The 19,915-nt window shown below is 60.3% G+C and carries 20 protein-coding genes; 11 read left to right on the top strand and 9 right to left on the bottom strand.

Features of this window, described 5'->3' with window-relative positions; genetic code table 11:
- Nucleotides 1-22: 22 nt before the first annotated feature.
- On the bottom strand, nucleotides 23-247 hold the full coding sequence (locus M1D68_RS17520; RefSeq protein WP_434559942.1) for a hypothetical protein: 225 nt from the start codon (nucleotides 245-247) through the stop codon (nucleotides 23-25).
- Nucleotides 248-487: 240 nt separating this feature from the next.
- Here M1D68_RS17520 and M1D68_RS17515 point away from each other — a divergent pair, with 240 nt between their 5' ends.
- From M1D68_RS17515 to M1D68_RS17490, 6 genes are all read left to right on the top strand, one after another.
- Nucleotides 488-2,677 (top strand): response regulator, encoded by a 2,190-nt coding sequence (locus tag M1D68_RS17515; RefSeq protein ID WP_434559940.1) that lies wholly within the window; start codon nucleotides 488-490, stop codon nucleotides 2,675-2,677.
- A gap of 656 nt (nucleotides 2,678-3,333) precedes the next feature.
- Nucleotides 3,334-3,750, top strand: coding sequence for a glycine zipper domain-containing protein (locus M1D68_RS17510; RefSeq protein ID WP_420767236.1), 417 nt, complete (start codon nucleotides 3,334-3,336; stop codon nucleotides 3,748-3,750).
- 120 nt (nucleotides 3,751-3,870) lie between these two features.
- Nucleotides 3,871-4,044, top strand: a complete 174-nt coding sequence (locus M1D68_RS17505; RefSeq protein ID WP_420767237.1) for a hypothetical protein — start codon at nucleotides 3,871-3,873, stop codon at nucleotides 4,042-4,044.
- Between the two features lie 42 nt (nucleotides 4,045-4,086).
- Nucleotides 4,087-4,290, top strand: a complete 204-nt coding sequence (locus tag M1D68_RS17500; protein WP_420767238.1) for a hypothetical protein — start codon at nucleotides 4,087-4,089, stop codon at nucleotides 4,288-4,290.
- An 85-nt stretch (nucleotides 4,291-4,375) separates the two neighbouring features.
- Nucleotides 4,376-4,747, top strand: coding sequence for a hypothetical protein (locus tag M1D68_RS17495; protein ID WP_457967936.1), 372 nt, complete (start codon nucleotides 4,376-4,378; stop codon nucleotides 4,745-4,747).
- Nucleotides 4,748-4,946: 199 nt separating this feature from the next.
- Entirely contained in the window at nucleotides 4,947-5,642 is a 696-nt protein-coding gene (locus M1D68_RS17490) for an HAD-IA family hydrolase (protein WP_420767240.1), read from the top strand.
- 40 nt (nucleotides 5,643-5,682) lie between these two features.
- On the opposite strand, the gene M1D68_RS17485 is transcribed toward M1D68_RS17490, so the two are convergent.
- The gene (locus tag M1D68_RS17485; RefSeq protein WP_420767241.1) at nucleotides 5,683-6,429 is read right to left on the bottom strand and encodes a 3-oxoacyl-ACP reductase family protein; all 747 of its coding nucleotides are present in this window, start codon (nucleotides 6,427-6,429) and stop codon (nucleotides 5,683-5,685) included.
- Between the two features lie 125 nt (nucleotides 6,430-6,554).
- On the opposite strand from M1D68_RS17485, the gene M1D68_RS17480 reads away from it, so the two are divergent.
- On the top strand, nucleotides 6,555-7,478 hold the full coding sequence (locus M1D68_RS17480; RefSeq protein WP_457967934.1) for a LysR family transcriptional regulator: 924 nt from the start codon (nucleotides 6,555-6,557) through the stop codon (nucleotides 7,476-7,478).
- Between the two features lie 124 nt (nucleotides 7,479-7,602).
- Here M1D68_RS17480 and M1D68_RS17475 read toward each other — a convergent pair whose 3' ends face one another.
- The 3 genes from M1D68_RS17475 to M1D68_RS17465 all read right to left on the bottom strand — a co-directional run bounded on the left by M1D68_RS17475 (nucleotide 7,603) and on the right by M1D68_RS17465 (nucleotide 11,116).
- A complete protein-coding gene (locus M1D68_RS17475; protein WP_457967932.1) occupies nucleotides 7,603-8,331 on the bottom strand; it encodes an aspartate/glutamate racemase family protein in 729 nt (242 codons plus the stop codon).
- 59 nt (nucleotides 8,332-8,390) lie between these two features.
- Complete coding sequence (locus M1D68_RS17470) at nucleotides 8,391-9,920, bottom strand: NCS1 family nucleobase:cation symporter-1 (protein ID WP_457967930.1); 1,530 nt, start codon at nucleotides 9,918-9,920, stop codon at nucleotides 8,391-8,393.
- A 452-nt stretch (nucleotides 9,921-10,372) separates the two neighbouring features.
- The gene (locus M1D68_RS17465) at nucleotides 10,373-11,116 is read right to left on the bottom strand and encodes a phosphoadenylyl-sulfate reductase (RefSeq protein WP_420767244.1); all 744 of its coding nucleotides are present in this window, start codon (nucleotides 11,114-11,116) and stop codon (nucleotides 10,373-10,375) included.
- Between the two features lie 173 nt (nucleotides 11,117-11,289).
- Between M1D68_RS17465 and thrH the strand changes: the two genes are divergently transcribed.
- A complete protein-coding gene (thrH, locus tag M1D68_RS17460; RefSeq protein WP_434559930.1) occupies nucleotides 11,290-11,907 on the top strand; it encodes a bifunctional phosphoserine phosphatase/homoserine phosphotransferase ThrH in 618 nt (205 codons plus the stop codon).
- Between the two features lie 103 nt (nucleotides 11,908-12,010).
- On the opposite strand, the gene pabB is transcribed toward thrH, so the two are convergent.
- The 4 genes from pabB to rloA all read right to left on the bottom strand — a co-directional run bounded on the left by pabB (nucleotide 12,011) and on the right by rloA (nucleotide 16,692).
- Nucleotides 12,011-13,354: an aminodeoxychorismate synthase component I gene (pabB, locus tag M1D68_RS17455; protein ID WP_457967927.1), complete on the bottom strand. Its 1,344-nt coding sequence runs from the start codon at nucleotides 13,352-13,354 to the stop codon at nucleotides 12,011-12,013.
- Nucleotides 13,355-13,631: 277 nt separating this feature from the next.
- Nucleotides 13,632-14,618, bottom strand: a complete 987-nt coding sequence (locus M1D68_RS17450; RefSeq protein WP_457967925.1) for an alpha-L-glutamate ligase-like protein — start codon at nucleotides 14,616-14,618, stop codon at nucleotides 13,632-13,634.
- Nucleotides 14,618-16,150, bottom strand: a complete 1,533-nt coding sequence (gene rloB, locus M1D68_RS17445) for an osmotic stress tolerance membrane protein RloB (protein WP_457967923.1) — start codon at nucleotides 16,148-16,150, stop codon at nucleotides 14,618-14,620. Before rloB ends, M1D68_RS17450 begins: the two co-directional genes overlap by 1 nt.
- Nucleotides 16,151-16,155: 5 nt before the next feature.
- Entirely contained in the window at nucleotides 16,156-16,692 is a 537-nt protein-coding gene (gene rloA, locus M1D68_RS17440; RefSeq protein WP_420767248.1) for a retropepsin-like aspartic peptidase RloA, read from the bottom strand.
- A gap of 277 nt (nucleotides 16,693-16,969) precedes the next feature.
- Here rloA and M1D68_RS17435 point away from each other — a divergent pair, with 277 nt between their 5' ends.
- The 3 genes from M1D68_RS17435 to prpC are packed head-to-tail and all read left to right on the top strand — an operon-like array spanning nucleotide 16,970 to nucleotide 19,732.
- The gene (locus tag M1D68_RS17435; protein WP_420767249.1) at nucleotides 16,970-17,683 is read left to right on the top strand and encodes a GntR family transcriptional regulator; all 714 of its coding nucleotides are present in this window, start codon (nucleotides 16,970-16,972) and stop codon (nucleotides 17,681-17,683) included.
- Nucleotides 17,680-18,564 carry a methylisocitrate lyase gene (gene prpB, locus M1D68_RS17430; protein ID WP_457967921.1) on the top strand — a complete coding sequence of 295 codons (885 nt, stop codon included), beginning with the start codon at nucleotides 17,680-17,682 and terminating at the stop codon, nucleotides 18,562-18,564. The genes M1D68_RS17435 and prpB overlap by 4 nt, the downstream gene beginning before the upstream one ends.
- Nucleotides 18,565-18,604: 40 nt before the next feature.
- On the top strand, nucleotides 18,605-19,732 hold the full coding sequence (gene prpC / locus M1D68_RS17425) for a bifunctional 2-methylcitrate synthase/citrate synthase (RefSeq protein ID WP_457967919.1): 1,128 nt from the start codon (nucleotides 18,605-18,607) through the stop codon (nucleotides 19,730-19,732).
- The last annotated feature ends 183 nt before the right edge of the window (nucleotides 19,733-19,915 follow it).

Raw genomic sequence — 19,915 nt, 5'->3', positions numbered from 1 at the left:
GTTGCGTGATACTGGAGATACATCACTTCTGGGTTTGGTGTTCTTCACCGTTTCGCCCCTGATTTTTTTTCTTATCTATATGTCCTTCGCCTGTTTCGTCGGACACCTGCGTTATCGCAGTCTCGTCCGCTTGCGCCTTCGTCTCCATGTCTCGGGCGGGTATGGCAAATACCAAGTGCGCCTGTTTTATCGGCGCCTGCAAGCCGATCTTTAGCCCCATGATCCACATCTTTTCGAGTCGCTGCATCGCCTTGATCCGACGATGCGTACTGGTCGCCAGAGGAGGCGAAAGCCCGCCACTTTCGTTGGTTTGTAGGACGTTGCTGTAGCCTTTCGGTCGAGAATCGTCATTTGTTGGGTAATTGCAGCCCGACACATCCCACAATCCAATCGCACTTTCCTACCCCGCGCGGGATAATACGGCCCTGCCTGGGGTCACAAGCTTTTCCCCTCGCTGGGTATTGGCGTGCCAGAAGGATCGAACGCAATGACAGATTGGCTCCAGAGCTATGGAGAAATGGCTGAAAGGGTGCGCCGTCACGATTGGAACGACACCTCCCTCGGACCCTTCGAAAAATGGCCAGATGTGCTCAAGACCACCGTGGCGCTGAGCTTTGCGTCCCATTTTCCCCAAGCAATCGTCTGGGGCCCCGAGCTGGTCATGCTGTACAACGATGCGTTCTTGCCCATCCTCGGTAGCAAACCCGAAGCATTGGGCCGTCCGTTCGATCAGGTTTGGCAGGAAGCCTGGAGCGATATCGGGCCGATCGTGGGCGCGGCCTTCGAGGGACAAGCGACCTATATCGAGAATTTTCCATTGGTCATCGAACGTGGCGGTGGCCCCGAGAAAGCTTTTTTCACGTTCTGCTACAGCCCCATCCGGGATCAGTTCGGCAAGGTCGTGGGTATGCTGGACACGGTCACCGAGACGACTTCCACGGTGCTCATGACCCAACGCCTGGCGGTGCTCGATGCCATTGGCAGTGCCGTGGCCAATGCCACGGATCCGCAGGCGATCATGGCGACCACCGCGCGCATTCTCGCGGCGCACCTCAACCTGTCCAACTGCGCCTATGCCGATATGGATGAGGACGAGGATGGCTTCACGATTCGTGGCGATTGGGCGAGGGCTGGTTCGCCCAGCATCATCGGGCATTACCGTCTGCTGGATTTCGGCCGGTTGGCGGTCACCAATCTGCGGGCCGGCAAGCCATTGGTGATCAACGACAACCTGACGGAGCTGGCGCCTGAGGAAGCGGCTGCGTTCCAGTCGATAGGCATCGCGGCCACCATTTGCGTCCCGCTGATCAAGGATGGTCGCTTGACGGCGCTGATGGCGATCCATGACAAAACACCGAGAACCTGGACGTCGAACGACCTGACGTTGCTGATGGAGGTCACCGAGCGCTGCTGGGCCCACATCGAACGCGCCCGTGCGGACGCCGCGGTGCGTGAAGGCCTGGCGGCACTGGCCGAACTGAACGCGACCCTGGAACAACGGGTCGAGGAGCGCACGACGCGGCTGCAACAGACCGAAGCGGCGCTTCGCCAGTCGCAAAAGCTCGAAGCCATCGGCCAGCTCACCGGTGGCGTGGCCCATGACTTCAACAACCTGCTGACCATCATCCGGTCCTCGGTCGACTTCCTGCGCATGCCCAACCTGTCCGACGAGCGCCGGCAGCGCTACATGGTCGCGGTTTCCGAAACGGTGGAGCGGGCTTCGAAGCTGACCAGCCAGTTACTCGCGTTTGCACGGCGACAGCCGTTGAAGCCGGAAATCATCGACGTGGGCAAGCAAGTCCAGAGCCTGGGGGACATGCTGGAAACGGTCACGGGGGCGCGCATCCACGTCAAGGTCCAATTGTGTGAACAGCCTTGCTACATCCGCGCGGATCTGAGCCAGTTCGAGACGGCGCTGATCAACATGGCCTTGAACGCCCGGGATGCCATGAACGGCCAGGGAACGTTGTGGTTGAGGCTCGATTGTGGGCACAGCATGCCGCCGATCCGAGGCCATGCCGGGGCAGGGCAGGCCTTCGCCGCCATCGCCCTGGAGGACACCGGGACGGGAATCGACCCGCAAATACTCGAGCATATTTTCGAACCGTTCTTCACCACCAAGGAAGTGGGCAAGGGCACGGGGCTGGGGTTGTCCCAGGTATTTGGTTTCGCCAAGCAGTCGGGAGGCAACGTCGATGTTTCCACCGTCGTCGGTAAGGGCACCGTCTTTACGCTGTATCTTCCGGAAGTCGAACCAGAAGGAGTCCAGGCGCCCAAACGCGAGGAAACCACGCCTATGGTGCTGGAGAAGGGCCGGCGTCGGGTATTGATCGTGGAAGACAACTTGGAAGTGGGGCGTTTCGCCAACCAGATCCTGCAAGACCTGGGATACGAAACGGCCTGGGCGACCAATGCCGAGCAGGCGTTGGAGATGATTGGCCAGGATGCGACGAGGTTCGACGCCGTATTCTCCGATGTCGTCATGCCCGGCATCAGCGGAATCGCCCTGGCGAGGGAATTGCACAAGCGTCGCCCGGAGCTGCCGGTGGTGTTGACGTCTGGTTACAGCGAGGAGCTGGCTCGAAGCGGACATGAAGGTTTCGAGTTTCTGTCCAAACCTTATTCGGCTGATCAGGTCTCCAGGGTTCTGAGCCGCACCATACTGGGCGCGGAGTGAGTGTTTCCTTTTTGAAACAGTGGGTTCCGTTCGTCGGTCAGGGCGGGTTGCGGACAGGCAGTCTGTTGATGACCCGCTAGTCTCACTGACGTGAAAGTCGATATTTATAGGCAATCGTTGTTGCCGGTATCGGCTTCGTCAAAAGGGGAAATGCGATGGGAGCACAGTACAGCGAGGAAAATGGCGCCGCGTATCCGGTCAACGAAGGTCTACAGTGTGGTCAGTCGGCCTATCGATCGGATTTCGGCGACGAGCCGATCAAGTCCATCAAGACGAGAGTATCCAAGGTACAGCGAGGGGAAAAAGCCAAATTCCTGCCCCGAATACCCGTCAGGAAATAATCGTCAGCGCAGCCCCGTCATCGAATGGGGCTTTTTTTCGCCCGTTCGTTTCGTAAAAACGGGACGTTTCCTGAGATTTTTCATTTTTTTCCTACAGAGATTTGCTTTCACGTTTCTTTCACAGTCGGTCGCGTAGTCTCAGCTCATCCGTTAGAAAGCAGTACCTGCCCGTTTCCCCAGCGGGCTTTTTTTTGCCTGTCATAAAACTACCCCCTTGCTTGTGGTCCAACCGCCATGGCTGTCGCGGTTTGGCGTACACTCGCGCCCGCGCGCGCCGGCCTTTTCCCCCGATGCGGCATTCTTGAGGTTTTTATCATGCGTTTGACTTTGTCCACCTTGGCGCTTGGGCTTGTCCTCGCTCAGGGCGCGATGGCCGCTGGCGACGGTACTGCTGCGGTTGGCGGTGGTCTGGGCGGTGTGTTGGGTAATGTGGTTGGCCAACAGATGGGCGGCAGCACTGGCGCCGCGATTGGCGCGGGTGTCGGCGGTGCGGCCGGTAGTGCGGTGGGCGCGCGCAAGGGCAGCCGTACGGAAGCAGCCATCGGTGGTGGGCTGGGTTCGGCGGGTGGCTCGATCGTTGGCAACCGCTTGGGCGGATCGACCGGATCCACCATCGGCGCGGGCATTGGTGGGGCGGCAGGCGGTGCGCTGGGCAGCAACCTGTCCAACGATAATGATGGACACTCGGGCGGCAAGAAGCACAAGCACAAGCACAAGAAAAAGCATCGCTGAGCGAATCCACGCATTGAAAATACCGGCCCAGCGCCGGTTTTTTCTTATGGGCATTTACCCGGAACGATTAGCTTTCTATCGCCTCGAATTCATACATTCACGTGTGATTGGAGGTGTGTCATGACGCCGGAAACTGAAGGCAAGGAAGAAAAGGGCCCGTCGGGTGTTCCCTTCATCAACGATCCGGGCGTCAACGATCCGGGTAACGAAGACCCTGGTTCCCTGATGGATGATGCTCAGGTTCCCTTGATCGACGATGAAGATGCTCAGGCTGAGGATGAGTCCTACAAATAAGTCCGTCTTGCTTGCGCTTATTGCAAATACCAGGAGGTTACCATGACTGCTGATACGCCCGTACCCGACGACGAGACGCCGGAATATCCGCTGCGTTCACCCACCGACCCGCTAAGCCGCGACCAGCGACCCCCTGATGACGACGACACTGGAGTCGAGCAGGTGCCAAGCGATGATCAGGATGTCGAGGCGACGCCGGACGATCCGGACATCGCCGGTGACGACGCTTCGGGCACGCCCAGCTGATCGTGATCCGCCCGTCGATTTCGCGGCACCATCGGCGCGCCAGGGTTGCCTGACATGAAGTAATCATCTGAAAAGGAGATTGACCATGATGAAGTCAAACCTGACGGCTCTGGCATTCGCCGGAGTCCTCTGCACCAGTTCGCTGGCGGCTTTCGCCCAATCGTCGGACAACGCGCCCGTGGACAAGGGAGGCATGCCGCCTTCGACGCAGATGGATGCGGGATCCACCACCGACACCACCGGCAACGCCCTGCCACCCGGCTCCGTGGGTGGAGGCAACGGTGGTGATGCCAGCGGCAGCAGCACCAGCCCGGGAACCGGTAGCGGTTCCACCAGCGGCGGCAGCACGATGGGCGGCGGTTCCGGCTCAAGCAGTGGGACCGGCAGCAGCAGCGGTAGCGGCGGTAGCTCAAGCGGCGGCGGGTCGGGCTCCGGCTCAGGTGGTTCCGGCAGCTGACGCACGTTCCCGTCGATCATCCCAACTGTTCGTGACGGGGGGTTGCAGTTGCCAATCCCCCGTCACCGTCCTAATAAAATTTCCCATTGCCTGTATCGAGCGCGCCTCGTTATTCTGCTGAATCCTTTAAGGCGAATACGTTGCGCCGGGCGCACCTGAGCCATCCCTGAAATGCTGAGTTGATAACGGATCAGATGCGATGAATGCACCGCTGAAAAAGTTTGGCCCGATCAAGGCCGTGATTTTCGACATGGATGGCTTGCTGCTGGACACCGAAGGCATCTATACCGAAGTCACGTCCATCATTGCCGAGCGCTACGGGCGCACGTTCGACTGGAGCGTCAAGCAGAACATCATCGGGCGTGGCGCCACGGACCTGGCCAACTACGTTGTCCAGGCGCTGGAGTTGCCAATCACCCCCCAAGAATTCCTGACCATTCGCGAACCCTTGATGCGCGAGCGTTTTCCTCATGCCATGGGGATGCCTGGCGCTGAGGAGCTGGTGCGGCATTTGAAGGCTCACCACATCCCGATTGCGGTAGGGACGAGTTCGGCTCGCCCATCGTTCGAGCTGAAAACCACCCTGCATCGGGACTGGTTCGCGTTGTTCGACTGCATCGTGACCGCAGATGATCCGGAAGTGGGTGCGGCCAAGCCCGCTCCGGATATCTTCCTCACCGCGGCCCGACGCCTGGGCGTCGATCCTCGCGATTGCCTGGTCTTCGAGGATTCCCCGTTCGGCGTCACGGCGGCGAAAGCGGCGGGCATGACCGCCATCGCTATTCCGGATTCGGCCATGGCCGACGAAAAGTACGCCCACGCCGATGCGATCATCCGATCACTCAAACTGTTCCAGCCAAGCCTGTGCGGTTTGCCGGAACTGGAATGGGCTTGATGCGAAAGGGCTGCTGTGCAGCCCTGCGGGTTGCCTCGGATCAGGCGCCGAAACCGCCGTCGATGGTCAGGCTGGCCCCGGTGATATAGGCAGCTTCCGGGCCCGCGAGGTAGGCAACGAAGCTGGCGATTTCTTCCGACGTGCCGTAACGGCCAACCGCCATGAGGTCTATCAGGCTGGAGGCAAAGTCGCTGTCGGCCGGGTTCATGTCAGTGTCCACCGGGCCGGGCTGCACGTTGTTGACGGTGATGCCCCTTGGGCCTAGGTCACGGGCCAGGCCTTTGGTCAGGCCTACCAGCGCGGATTTACTCATGGCGTACGTGGCGCCTCCAGCGAAGGGCATGCGATCGGCGTTGGTGCTGCCGATGTTGATGACCCGGCCACCTTCGCCCATGTGCCGCGCGGCGGCCTGGGTGGCGACGAACACACTGCGCACGTTGACGGCCAGGGTCTGGTCGAAATCTTCCAGCTTGAACTCATCCAGCGGCGCCATTGCCAGCACGCCGGCATTGTTGACGAGGATATCCAGGCGGCCAAAAGCCTCGACGGTGGCGGCGACGGCGTTGCGCACGGCGTCGGCGTCGGCGCTGTCAGCCTTGATGGCCAGGGCCTTGCCGCCCGCTGCGGTGATGCTGTTCTGCAGTTCTTCGGATTTTGCGCCAGAGCTGACGTAGGTAAAGGCGACTGCCGCGCCTTCCGCAGCCAGGCGCTTGACGATGGCGGCGCCGATGCCACGGGAACCGCCTTGGACCAATGCGACTTTGCCGTTCAGTGCTTGGGTATTCATGATGTTCTCCAGAAGGTGCCGGGGCGAGGTGCCGCGGTGATGGGGCGAGTATCAAGACTAGGCTATCGGCTGGGTAGACCTTCGTTGATATAGTCTGTGTAAACCCAAAGTTGGTAGTGGGCGCCATGGAGAGTTTCAGCAGTATCGAATGTTTTGTTCGCAGCGCCGAAGTCGGCAGCTTTGCCGAGGCGGCACGACGTTTGGGCGTGACCCCGGCAGCGGTGGGTAAAAGCGTCGCCAAGTTGGAGGCGCGGATGGGGGTGCGCCTGTTCCAGCGCAGCACCCGCAGCTTGAGGCTGACCGAAGCCGGCCTGTTGTTTCTAGGAGAAGTTGGCAGCAGTTTCAACACCATCCAGAATGCCGTCGCCAACCTGGCCAGCGCCGGCGGACAACCGGCGGGAACGCTGAAAGTGAGCATGGGCACGGCGTTCGGGCGGTTGTATGTCGTGCCGTTGTTGGGGGAATTGCTGCGCAGGTACCCGGCGATCAGTCCGGATTGGCATTTCGATAACCGGCAGGTGGACTTGATCGGCCAGGGCTTCGACGCGGCTATCGGCGGCGGTTTTGAGTTGCCTCAGGGCGTCGTTGCTCGAAAATTGGCCGTGGCCCACCGGGTGCTGGTTGCGTCAGGCGATTATTTGCAGAAATATCCAGAGATCATCGAGCCCGGGGATCTGGCGCACCATCGAGGCATTCTTATTCGCTCGCCCCAAACCGGGCGTGTCCGTTCATGGCAATTGACCAGCCGCGACCAACAACATAGCCCGCTCATGCTTAAACCCGGCATGACAATGAGTGATTCAGAGGCCGATTGCGCCGCCGCGGCTCAGGGGTTGGGCATCGGTCTGGTCAGCATGCCAGTAGCTCTTCCCTTCCTCGACAGCGGCGCCGTGCAACGGGTCCTGCCGGACTGGTACGTCGATGATGGCAACATTTCCATCTATTACGCTGAGCATAAACTGTTGCCAGGCAAGACTCGGGCGTTCGTGGACTTCATCATTGAGCAGTTTGGCGAACAGGGGTTGGCTCGGCGGTTTAGCGCGGTCTGATTTGGACGTTGACCGAGTTGGCTCCAGTCGCGAGCAAGTTCGCTCCCATAGGATTTCGCAGTATCACAGTTTGTGTGGCAGCTGGAATCCATGTGGGAGCGCGCCACGGTCTAGAGCCGCACACTCACCGCCCAAACCGCCCCGGCCAGCCGATGATGTTCTTCGGCCGAGGTGTCGCGTAGGTGCGCACCTTAGAGGTGGACAACCCCAGCCGCACCAGCGATTCGGCAATCGTCACGGCCGCGGTCACCCCGTCGACCACCGGCACGCCGGTGCGCTGGCGGATCTGCTCATCGAGCCCGGCCATGCCGCCGCAGCCCAGGCAGATCACTTCCGCCTTGTCCTGCCTGACCGCCAGTTCGGCCTGCTGCACGATCGCTTCCACCGCCCGTTGCGGGTCCTCTTCAAGCTCCAATACCGCAAGGCCGCTGGCCCGCACCGAGGCGCAGCGATCGAACAGGCCGGAGAGTTTGAGGCGATCTTCGATCAGCGGCACTGTGCGGTCGAGCGTCGTGACGACCGAGTAAGCGTGGCCCAGGAACATGGCGGTGCTGGCGCCAGCGTTGGTGATGTCCACCACCGGCACGTCGAGCAACTCCTGCAAGCCCTCGCGACCATGCTCGCCGTAGCCGGCCTGGATTACCGCATCGAAGGGTTGGTCATAGGACATCACCCGGTCCATGACGGCGATGGCCGCCAGGTAGCTCTCGAAGTTGCCTTCGATGGAATCGGCACCGAAATGCGGCGTGAGCCCAATGATCTCGGTACCCGGCGCGGCGACGGCCTGGGCTTGTCGGGCAATGGCCTGGGTGATGGAATCGGTGGTGTTGACGTTGACCACTAGAATTCGCATGAGCTATTCCTTTTGAACGAAAAACAGGAGGCCCGTACCTGACGAGCCATTTCCATGGATTAATGGCTGACGTTATCCACAGCGATGGATTCTCCGCTTACGTCCTCGTAGTGCGGCTCGCGCTTGGCGATGATCAGGTACAACAACCCTGCAATCGAAGCGCCAATCAGCCAGGAAAACGGTGAAATGCTGTCAAAGCCGGGCACCAGCGCCAGGACAATCGCGATCAGTGCCGCTGGAATGAACGCCGCCACCGCCCGCAGGTTGACCCCGTTGCTGTAGAAATACGCACCATTTGGGTCCTCGCTGTACAGTTGCGGCACGTTGATGCGGCCTTTTCGCAGCAGCCAGTAGTCGACCATGATCACGCCATACAGCGGCCCGAGCAGGGCGCCGAGGCCGGACAGGAAATACACGATCACCAGCGGGCTGTTATAGAGATTCCACGGCAGGATCAGCACGGCAATGGCGGCGCTGATCAACCCCGCGCGGCGGAAGGTCAGGTACTTGGGCGCCAGGTTGCTGAGCACGAACGCCGGGGCGACGAAGTTGGCCATGATGTTCACCGCCACGGTGACGATCAAAAAGGCCAGGCAGCCAAGCACCAGGAAGAACGTATTGGGAATCGAGGCGATGACCTGGGTCGGGCTTTCGATGATCTGGCCGTTGATCTGGAACTGCGCACCGCACAACAGGATGGTAATGGCGGCAAACACCAGAATGTTCACCGGCAAGCCCCAGAAGTTTCCTACGACGATGGTTCGGCGGCACGGCGACGAGCGGGCGAAATCGCAGAAATTCAAAATGAGCGTGCCATAGATCGCCAGCCACAGCGCTCCGCCCGCCAATATGTTGCGCCACATCTCGCCTCCGGTCAGGGGCTCGCGGATCGACCAGGCAATGGTTGCGTCGGCCTGCAGATACATCCAACCGGCAAGTGCCGCGACCGTCACCAGAATTACCGGCCCGGCGAAGCCTTCGTAGCGCCGGACCATCTCCATGCCGTAGGCCAGGATCACCAGTTGCACGAACCAGATGGCCACGAAGCACACCCAACCCAGGCTCGACAGCCCGAGGATGGAGTTCTGGTCGTACTCGGCGAACCCAGGGTGGACAGCGGTCAACAACACGCGAAATACCACTGAAGCCAGGTACGTCTGAATACCAAACCAGGCGATGGCGATAACGGCCCTGATCAGCGCAGGAATCTGCGCGCCGTGGATACCGAAACTGATCCGGCTGATGACGGGAAAAGGTACTCCAGTTTTCTGCCCCATGTAGCCGGACAGGTTCATGAAGCCATACACCAATGCCGCGCCGATCCCCAGGGACAGCAGGATCTGCCAGCCGCCCAGGCCCAGGGCATAAAGGCCGATGGCGAATGAATAGTTGGCGATGTTGTGTACGTCGTTGGTCCACAGGGCAAAGATGCTGTAGCGACCCCAGCGCCGGCCTTCGGCCTTGGTTGGCGCTAAATCCTTGTTATGCAATCTGGGGCTCAAGGCGAGAGGAGCTGCTGCTCGTTCTTCGAGCGCAGTGGTTGGGGAGGGCAGATCCAGCGCGATGTTATTAGAAAGACTTGTACGCATTCCGGCAGGCTCCAGAGTCTCGGGCCACGGTGACTGTGCATGAGCGCGAGGCTCGGCAGATCTTCGTCGCGGCGGCGAGCATCATTGGTTACGGGGCATCTGCAGCCTGTACGGGATAGGGCGCTTCAGGCTTGCGGATCGAAAAGTGTGTGTATTTTGTTTTGTCTTTGTATACAAAACACTGGTCGTCTTAAGCCAGATATATGCCACTTCAGGATCTAACGAATGGGTCGTTGATTTCGGTTTGTTATGAATTGCAAGTAACCGCCTGAAATATCGAAGGTAAAATTTGACCGTTCGAACAGGTATTTATTTTCAACGCTAGCGTCAAGCGGGGGGAGGCAGCAGGTAGGGTTTTAGAGTCGGTGTAACTTTTAGGGGCATTCAAGCGGGGCATGCACACAAAAATGGCACCTGAAGTGACATTTTTGTGTACAGAAAATGAGGAAGGGCTAAACAGTCTTGGATTTGGCGATAATATTGCCGGCGTGCAGCCCGCATTCTTTCTGCGTGGCTTCCTCCCACCACCAGCGGCCCTCGCGCTCATGTTGGTTCGGCAGGACGGGGCGGGTGCATGGCTCGCAGCCGATGCTGATAAAACCGCGTTCGTGCAGGCTGTTATAAGGCAGCTCGAGCATGCGGATATAACCCCAGACTTCCTCGCTGGTCATCTGCGACAGCGGGTTGAACTTATACAGCGTGCGCTCGGGCGTAGAGAATGCCGTGTCGATTTCCAGCACCGCCACCTGGCTGCGGGTGCCAGGGCTCTGATCGCGGCGCTGGCCGGTGGCCCAGGCGCGCACGTCGGTCAGTTTACGCCGCAACGGCTCGATCTTGCGGATGCCGCAGCATTCGCCATGGCCGTCCTTATAGAAACTGAACAGGCCTTTTTGCTTAACGAAAGGGTCCAGTTTCGTATGGTCGGGCGAGATCAATTCGATGTCGATCTTGTAGTGGTCGCGGACCTGGTCGATGAAACGATAGGTTTCCGGATGCAGGCGGCCGGTGTCGAGGCTGAACACCTTGACGTTCTTGTTCAGTTTCCAGGCCATGTCCACCAGCACCACGTCTTCGGCGCCGCTGAAGGATATCCACAGGTCATCGCCGAATTCGGCGAAGGCCAGCTTGAGGATGTCTTGGGGGGACTTGTTGGCATAGGTCGTGGCGAGTTCCACGACGTCAAACGATGGGCTCATCAGGGCGGTTTCCTACAGGTCGGTGGCGCTGGGCGCTCTATATGGGGCTGATGGTAACAAAAGCAACGGGGGCTGGCGCGCTCCTGTGCGTTGCGCGGGCTTCGTCGAATGGCTAGAGTCGGCAAGCCTTTTGTTCGCTCAACCGATAAACATCAAAAAAATGGGAGTGTCTTGTGGAAATTGCCTGTCTCGACCTGGAAGGTGTGCTGGTCCCGGAGATCTGGATCGCCTTCGCTGAAAAAACCGGGATTGAATCCCTCAGGGCAACCACTCGGGACATTCCCGACTACGACGTGCTGATGAAGCAACGGTTGCGCATCCTTGACGAGCATGGTCTCAAGCTCTCCGATATCCAGGAAGTCATCGCCACCCTCCAGCCGCTGGACGGCGCCATCGAATTCGTCGACTGGCTGCGGGAGCGGTTCCAGGTGGTGATTCTTTCCGACACCTTTTACGAGTTCTCCCAACCGCTGATGCGTCAGCTGGGTTTCCCGACGCTGCTCTGCCATCGTTTGATCACCGACGACGGCGGGCGAGTGACTGGCTATCAGCTGCGTCAGAAAGATCCCAAGCGTCAGTCGGTCCTTGCCTTCAAGAGCCTTTACTATCGGGTGATCGCGGCGGGAGATTCCTACAATGACACCACTATGCTGGGCGAAGCCGACGCTGGGATTCTGTTCCATGCGCCTGAAAACGTCATCCGCGAGTTTCCGCAATTCCCGGCGGTGCATACGTTTGCCGAGTTGAAGCAGGAATTCATCAAGGCTTCGAACCGCCCCCTCGGCCTGTAACACTTCTCAATGTGGGAGCGAGCCTGCTCGCGAAGCGGTTTGTCAGTCAACATCAATGCTGGCTGAACCACCGCCTTCGCGAGCAGGCTCGCTCCCACAGGGTTCACAGGTTCTGCAAGGTTTCCAGCAGGACCTTCACCTTGGTCATCGACTCCTGATATTCCGCCTGCCAATCTGAATCCGCGACAATCCCACCACCGCCCCAGCAACACACCTGTCCATCCTTGACCAACAAACTGCGGATGGCGATCGAGCTGTCCATTTCCCCGCGCACATCCAGATACAGCAGCGAGCCGCAATACAACCCGCGTCGGGTCGGTTCGAGTTCGTCGATGATCTGCATGGCGCGGATTTTCGGCGCGCCGGTGATCGAGCCGCCGGGAAAGCTACCAGCGATCAGGTCCAAGGCGTCCTTGTCATCCGCCAGTTCGCCGGTCACGCTGCTGACCAGGTGATGCACGTTCGGATAACTTTCCAGGCTGAACAGCTCCGGCACTCGCACCGAGCCGATGCGGCACGTGCGGCCCAGGTCATTGCGCAGCAGGTCGACAATCATCAGGTTTTCCGCTCGGTCCTTGGGGCTGGCCAGCAGTTCGGCGGCGTGGGCCGTGTCTTCCTCGGGCGTTGTGCCGCGGGGTCGGGTGCCCTTGATCGGGCGGGTTTCGACGTGGCCTTCGCTGACCTTGACGAAACGCTCCGGCGACAGGCTCAGTACCGCGCCGCCCTCCGGCAGGCTCTGGAAACCGGAAAAAGGCGTCGGGCAGGCCGCCCGCAGCGCCTGGTAAGCGGCCCACGCATCGCCCTGGCACCGGGCGCGAAAGCGCTGGGCAAAGTTGACCTGATAACAATCGCCGGCCTGGATATACGCCTGGATACGTTCGAATGCCTGCTTATAGGCTTCAGCGCTGAGGTCGGGCGCCATCGGGCCCTCAAGACTGAACGCCTTGGCAGGCGCCGCGAGCGGCTGGCTGAACAGTTCAATCAAACGTTGGCGTTCACTTTCGCCGCAATGGGGATGGAAAACCAGTTGGCTGGTAACGGCCTGGTGATCGGTAATCAATGCCCAGTCGTACAGGCCGAAACGTGCGTCGGGCAGTTGCAGGTCATCGTGTGCATGGGACGGCAGTGCTTCGAGGTGTCGGCCGAAGTCGTAGCTCAAGTAGCCAATCAGGCCGCCAGCGAAGGGCAATTGCATCGTGCCAGGTAGCTCTGCGTGGCCCAGCTGCGTTAGATGCATCCGAAGACGCTGTAGGAAATGGCCACCGCTTTCATCCGGCAGCACCGCCAGTTGTTCCAGCGGCCAGGCACTGAGCAGGTCATAACGCCCCCGCTCGGCGCTCGGCCGGCCGCTGTCGAGCAGCACGCTTCCCGGGGCATGGCGGATCGCCGCGAAATAATCGGCGGGGTTGGCGCGGTAGGGCAGCGAGTGTACGAAGCAGGTTGGCATGGGCGGGGTGGGTCGGCCGTTCAGGCGGGGTGGCGATTGTAATCCCCTGTAGGAATTGCTCCTAGAGGGATGTCGGTATTGAACAGGTCTGAAGCTTCAATGAGACCCGTGGCGAAGGAGCTTGCTCCCGCTGGGCTGCGAAGCGGCCCCCTGGGCAGTTGAGCGCGATCATTCTGATACACCGAGGTGCTGGGCTTTGGGGTTGCTGCGCAACCCAGCGGGAGCAAGCTCCCTCGCCACAGGGTTCAACCTTCAGCTTCGGTTTTCATCCTCAGCTTCACCCCTCAACCGGCGGAATGTGCCCAAACAATTCCTGGGCAAACGCCACGCGCTCTTCCACGGTTTCGATCACGCCGCAGGCCTTGAGCTCTTCCAGGCGTGCTTCCACGGCATGGGTGCGCAGGGTCAGCCCGCAGTCGTTGGCAATCTGGATGTTCAGCCCGGGGCGGGCGTTCAGTTCGAGGATCAACGGTCCTTTTTCCTGGTCCAGCACCATGTCTACGCCGATGTAGCCCAGCCCGCACAGTTCATAGCAACCGGCGGCCAGTTTCATGAAGCCGTCCCAGTAGGGCAACTGCACGCCATCCACCGCGTTGGTGGTGTCGGGGTGCTTGGTGATGATGTTGTTCAGCCAGGTGCCGCGCAGGGTGAGGCCGGTGGCGAGGTCGACGCCGACGCCGATGGCGCCCTGGTGCAGGTTGGCCTTGCCGCCGGACTGACGGGTCGGCAAGCGCAGCATGGCCATCACCGGGTAGCCCATCAACACGATGATGCGGATGTCCGGCACGCCTTCGTAGCTGATGCTCTTGAAGATCTGGTCCGGCGTCACGCGGTACTCGATCAGAGCCCGGTCACGGTGCCCACCCAAGGAATACAGGCCGGTGAGGATGCTCGAGACGTGGTGCTCGATTTCCTCGTGGCTGATGATCTTGCCGGACACGGTGCGGTAGCGGCCTTCGAAGCGATCGGCGATGACGATGATGCCATCGCCGCCGGCGCCCTGGGCCGGCTTGATCACGAAGTCGGTGCGCCCGCCGATGATCTCGTCGAGCTTGTCGATTTCCTTCTCGGTGGAGATCACCCCGTACAGCTCCGGCACATGAATGCCGGCGGCGATAGCCCGTTCCTTGGTGATGATCTTGTCATCGACGATGGGGTACAGGCTGCGCTTGTTGTACTTGAGCACGTAGTCGGCGTTACGCCGGTTGATGCCCATGATGCCCCGGGCTTCCAGGGCTTTCCAGGTCTTCCAGAGGCCGAACATCAGGAGTCAGCCTTGACGAAGGCCTTGAACCGAACCAGCTCGGTCAGGCGGTAGCCGCGATAGCGACCCATGGCCAGCATGAAGCCCACCAGAATCAGCAGGATCGCCGGGAAGGTGAACACGAAGTACACCAGCTCAGGAACACTCATGATCAGGTGCGCCAGCGACGCGGCGAACAAGGTGCCGATGGCGACTTTCATCGCGTGGCCGGCGCCGCGTTCTTCCCAAGTGATGGACAGGCGTTCGATGGTCATGGTCAGGATCACCATCGGGAACAGCGCCACTGACAAGCCGCGTTCCAGGCCCAACTTATGGCTGAACAGGCTGATGGCGGCGATCAGCACCACCACGAACGTCAGCACCACCGAGAGCCTCGGCAGCATCTGCAGCTTGAGGTGCTCCAGGTACGAACGCAGCGACAGGCCCAGCGTGGTGATCACCGTGAACAGTATGATGCCGAAACCCAGTTGGGTTTCGCGGAAGGCGAGGGCGATCAACACCGGGGTGAAGGTCCCCAGGGTTTGCAGGCCGATCAGGTTGCGCAGCACCAGGATCACCAGCACGCCAATCGGGATCATCACCATGATCATGAAGGTTTGCTGGGTCTGCAGCGGCAGGCCGTACAGGGAATATTCGAGGAAGTTGGCGTCGGTGTTCTCATCCGTCAGCTTGGCCAGGCGAATGGCGTTCATTTCGCTGTTGTTCATGCTGAAGGTGACGGTGGCTTTCTTGCCGCCATCGACGGTGATCAGGTTCTCATCGCCGGTCCACCACAGCAAACGGTCGGTGGGCAGGCCTTGCTCGCCGGTATCCGGGTTGAAATACAGCCAATCGGTGCCGTTGAAACTGCGCAGCCACAGCTCGGGTGTCTGCGGTTGGTCAGCCACCAGGCGGATGGTGTGGACCTTTTCCACCGGCACGTGGGCAATGGACAGCACCAATTCGACGATGCGTGCCTTGTTGGCCGACGAAGGATCACCGGCCAGCAACAGCTTGACGTTGTCGTCATTGAGGTTGTTGACCCGCTTGATCGCTTCGCTGATGAAGGTCTCGACGTCGGCCGAATGCTGGCGGATCGGCGCGAGCAGTGCTTCGGCGGCGAGTTTTTCCGGCCCTTCGACGGCAATGCTGTCGCGGAAGGTAGGGCCCTTGACCTTGGTTTTCTCGGCGCTGTAGCGCTTGGTCAGCACCAAGCGGTAATAGAGGGTCTGGTTGCCCTTGGTGCGACGGGCCGACCACGTCACCTTGCGGTTGCCGTCGACCCGGTTCACCGCCACGCCGTAATTATTGGAAATGAAGCTCTCGTTGAGGCTCACATAGTCGCGGCTCAAGGGGGGCACGAACATCTGGATCTTCACCGGATCCTTGGCGTTGGGCACGAATTCGACCTTGGCATCGATATTCCAGAGATCATCGGTGGCGTCTTCGGTCACCGGGATGCCGAGCACGAAAATCTGATAGGCCGTTACCGACAGGCCCAGCACCACCAGGATGGCGATCAGCATTTTCAAATGGAGGGTAAGGGAGCGCATTGGAATTACTCTGCGGTGTGAGCGGCATTGGCGCAGGCGGGTTTGCCGGCTGCGTATTTGAGACTGGGGTCGACCAGCGCGTCGAAGCGTTTAAGCGCCTCGGAGCCGATCAGCAACGGGTATTGAAAGGCGCTGCGGTCGGTCAGGTTCACTTCGATGCTGCGCAGGGCCGAGCCCATGCAGATGTCCAGTTCGATGACCGGCCGGGCCGTGTACTTCTTGCCTTCTTCGGGGTCGTAGTCACCGGCGCGGCGCTTGATCTTGCTGACTCGGGCCAGCGGGCGTTCGATGGGGTGCGAATGGGCGGCGTCGATCGCCAGGTAAAAGCGCACCCAGGATTCGCCGTTGCGCTTGAAGCGCTTGATGTCGCGGGCACTGAGCGAGGCCGTCTTGGCACCGGTGTCCAGCTTGGCGGCAACCTCCAGGTCAATGCCCTGCAGCGCCGCATATTCGTTGAGGCCGTACACGGTTTTTTCCCCCGCCGCGGCGAGCCCGGGCAGGCACATGAAGCAAAAGGCAGCGGATAAGGGCTTGAGTGTCATAAATCCTGGTGCGCAGCGTTCCGTTTTCGGTTCAGGCCCTGGCATTACTGCACAAGCTCCCTAGGTGCCTTCTCTATATAGAAGAGTGGCAAATGCGGCGGCATTCTAGCACGGTGGTTTTCTGACGCCACCGCTGGCCGGGGGCTACGATACTTCGAAGCGGCAAGTTATGTCAGCACGCGTTATTAGACGATTGTCGACAATATGGTTTTTTGCTTTGACGTTTGAGGGTTATACGTTTAGTTTTTGCCGTATTGATTTTCAAGGTGTCGACAATATGCTCGATCAGCTCGAAACGCCGGTCCTCGTCCAAGACGATGTCGAGACCTTGTCCGAGAACGTTTTTCGACGCATCCAGGCTGCCATCGTCAAGGGCGAGATCGCCCCGGGCAGCAAGATCTCCGAGCCCGAACTGGCCCGTACCTACGGCATCAGCCGTGGGCCGCTGCGCGAGGCGATCCATCGCCTCGAAGGCCAGCGCCTGCTGGTGCGCATCCCCCATGTCGGGGCACGAGTGGTCTCGCTGAGCCATGCCGAGCTGCTGGAACTCTATGAAATTCGCGAGTCCCTGGAGGGCATGGCCTGTCGCCTCGCGGCGCAGCGCATGACCCTGGAGGAAATCGACGAACTGCGCCGGGTCCTGGAAACCCACGAGCGCGATGCGGCGTTCCAGGCCGGTGTCGGCTATTACCAGCAGGAAGGCGACTTCGACTTCCACTATCGGATTATCCAGGGCAGCGGCAATCGCACCCTGACGCAGATGCTCTGCGGCGAGTTGTACCAACTGGTGCGCATGTACCGCATCCAGTTCTCCACCACGCCCAACCGTCCGCGCCAGGCTTTTGCCGAGCACCATCGGATTCTCGATGCCATCGCCGACCGTGACGGCGAACTGGCTGAATTATTGATGCGCCGGCACATCGGCGCGTCCAAACGCAACATTGCGCGTCATTTCCAGGACAGCGCCGCCACTGAACGAGGTGAGTCATGAGCAACAGCACTCCAGGCCAGCGATTCCGCGATGCGGTCGCCAGCGAGCATCCGCTGCAAGTGGTCGGCACGATCAACGCCAACCACGCGCTGCTGGCCAAGCGCGCCGGTTTCAAGGCGATCTACCTATCGGGTGGCGGCGTGGCAGCCGGCTCTCTCGGCGTGCCGGACCTGGGCATCACCGGCCTGGATGACGTGCTGACCGACGTGCGCCGCATCACCGATGTTTGCGACTTGCCGTTGCTGGTGGACGTGGACACCGGTTTCGGTTCCTCGGCGTTCAACGTGGCGCGCACGGTCAAGTCGATGATCAAGTTTGGCGCGGCGGCGATTCATATCGAGGACCAGGTCGGCGCCAAGCGTTGCGGCCATCGTCCGAACAAGGAAATCGTCTCGCAGCTGGAAATGGTCGACCGCATCAAGGCCGCCGTCGATGCCCGCACCGATGACAGCTTCGTGATCATGGCCCGTACCGACGCCCTGGCAGTGGAAGGCTTGGAATCGGCCCTGGACCGCGCCGCCGCATGCATCGAGGCCGGCGCCGACATGATTTTCCCCGAAGCCATCACCGAACTTGAAATGTACAAGCTGTTCGCCAGCCGCGTGAAAGCGCCGATCCTGGCCAACATCACCGAATTCGGCGCGACCCCGCTCTACACCACCGAACAACTCGCCGGGGCCGACGTGTCCCTGGTGCTCTACCCGCTGTCGGCCTTCCGGGCCATGAACAAGGCGGCCGAAAACGTCTACACCGCCATCCGTCGCGACGGCACGCAACAGAATGTCATCGACACCATGCAGACCCGAATGGAGCTTTACGATCGCATCGACTACCACACCTTCGAGCAGAAGCTCGATGCGCTGTTCGCGGCGAAGAAGTAAGGCGCGACTCCCTACAAATTCAAGAAAATGGAGACAGAACATGGCCGAAGCAAAAGTACTCAGTGGCGCCGGGCTCCGTGGCCAGGTAGCTGGGCAAACTGCCCTATCCACCGTAGGCCAGTCGGGCGCCGGGCTGACCTATCGCGGCTACGACGTCCGCGACCTGGCGGCGGATGCGCAATTTGAAGAAGTGGCCTACCTGCTGCTGTACGGCGAGCTGCCGACCCAGGCACAGCTGGACGCCTACACCGGTAAATTGCGCCAATTGCGCGACTTGCCCCAAGCCTTGAAAGAAGTGCTGGAGCGCATTCCCGCCGACGCCCACCCGATGGACGTGATGCGCACCGGTTGCTCGTTTCTCGGCAACCTTGAGCCCGAGCAGGATTTCTCCCAACAGCACGACAAGACCGACCGCCTGCTCGCGGCGTTCCCGGCGATCATGTGCTACTGGTATCGCTTCAGCCACGAAGGTCAGCGCATCGAATGCGTAACTGACGAAGTGTCCATTGGCGGCCACTTCCTGCATCTATTGCACGGTAAGAAGCCGAGCGAGCTGCACATCAAGGTGATGAACGTGTCGCTGATTCTCTACGCCGAGCACGAATTCAACGCCTCGACCTTCACCGCCCGCGTCTGCGCCTCCACGCTGTCGGACCTGTTCTCTTGCATCACGGCCGCCATCGGCTCGTTGCGCGGCCCGTTGCATGGCGGCGCCAACGAGGCGGCGATGGAAATGATCGAGCGCTTCAGCTCACCCCAGGATGCCATCGAAGGCACCCTCGGCATGCTGGCGCGCAAGGACAAGATCATGGGCTTCGGCCACGCGATCTATAAGGACAACGACCCGCGCAACGAGGTCATCAAGGGATGGTCGAAAAAACTTGCCGATGAAGTGGGCGACACGGTGCTGTTCCCGGTTTCCGAAGCCATCGACAAGACCATGTGGGAGCAGAAGAAACTGTTTCCCAACGCCGATTTCTACCATGCCTCGGCGTACCACTTCATGGGCATCCCGACCAAGCTGTTCACGCCGATCTTCGTCTGCTCGCGCCTGACCGGCTGGGCCGCCCACGTGTTCGAACAACGCGCCAACAACCGCATCATCCGACCGAGCGCCGAATACACCGGCGTCGAACAGCGCAAGTTCGTGCCAATCGAACAACGCTGAGCTGGAGGGCTAGCCGCAGGAACTGGGGAACTGGATAAACCCACAACCCTGTGGGAGCGAGCCTGCTCGCGATAGCGTCGGGTCAGCAGCATCAATGTTGGCTGACACACCGCAATCGCGAGCAGGCTCGCCCCCACAAGGGAACATGTTCACTTCAGTAGCTGCGCCAACCCTTCTGAAACC

It is taken from the genome of Pseudomonas sp. R4-84, from assembly GCF_054130985.1.
The sequence above is the reverse complement of the archived record's forward strand: the minus strand, read 5'-3'. Positions and strand labels throughout refer to the sequence as shown.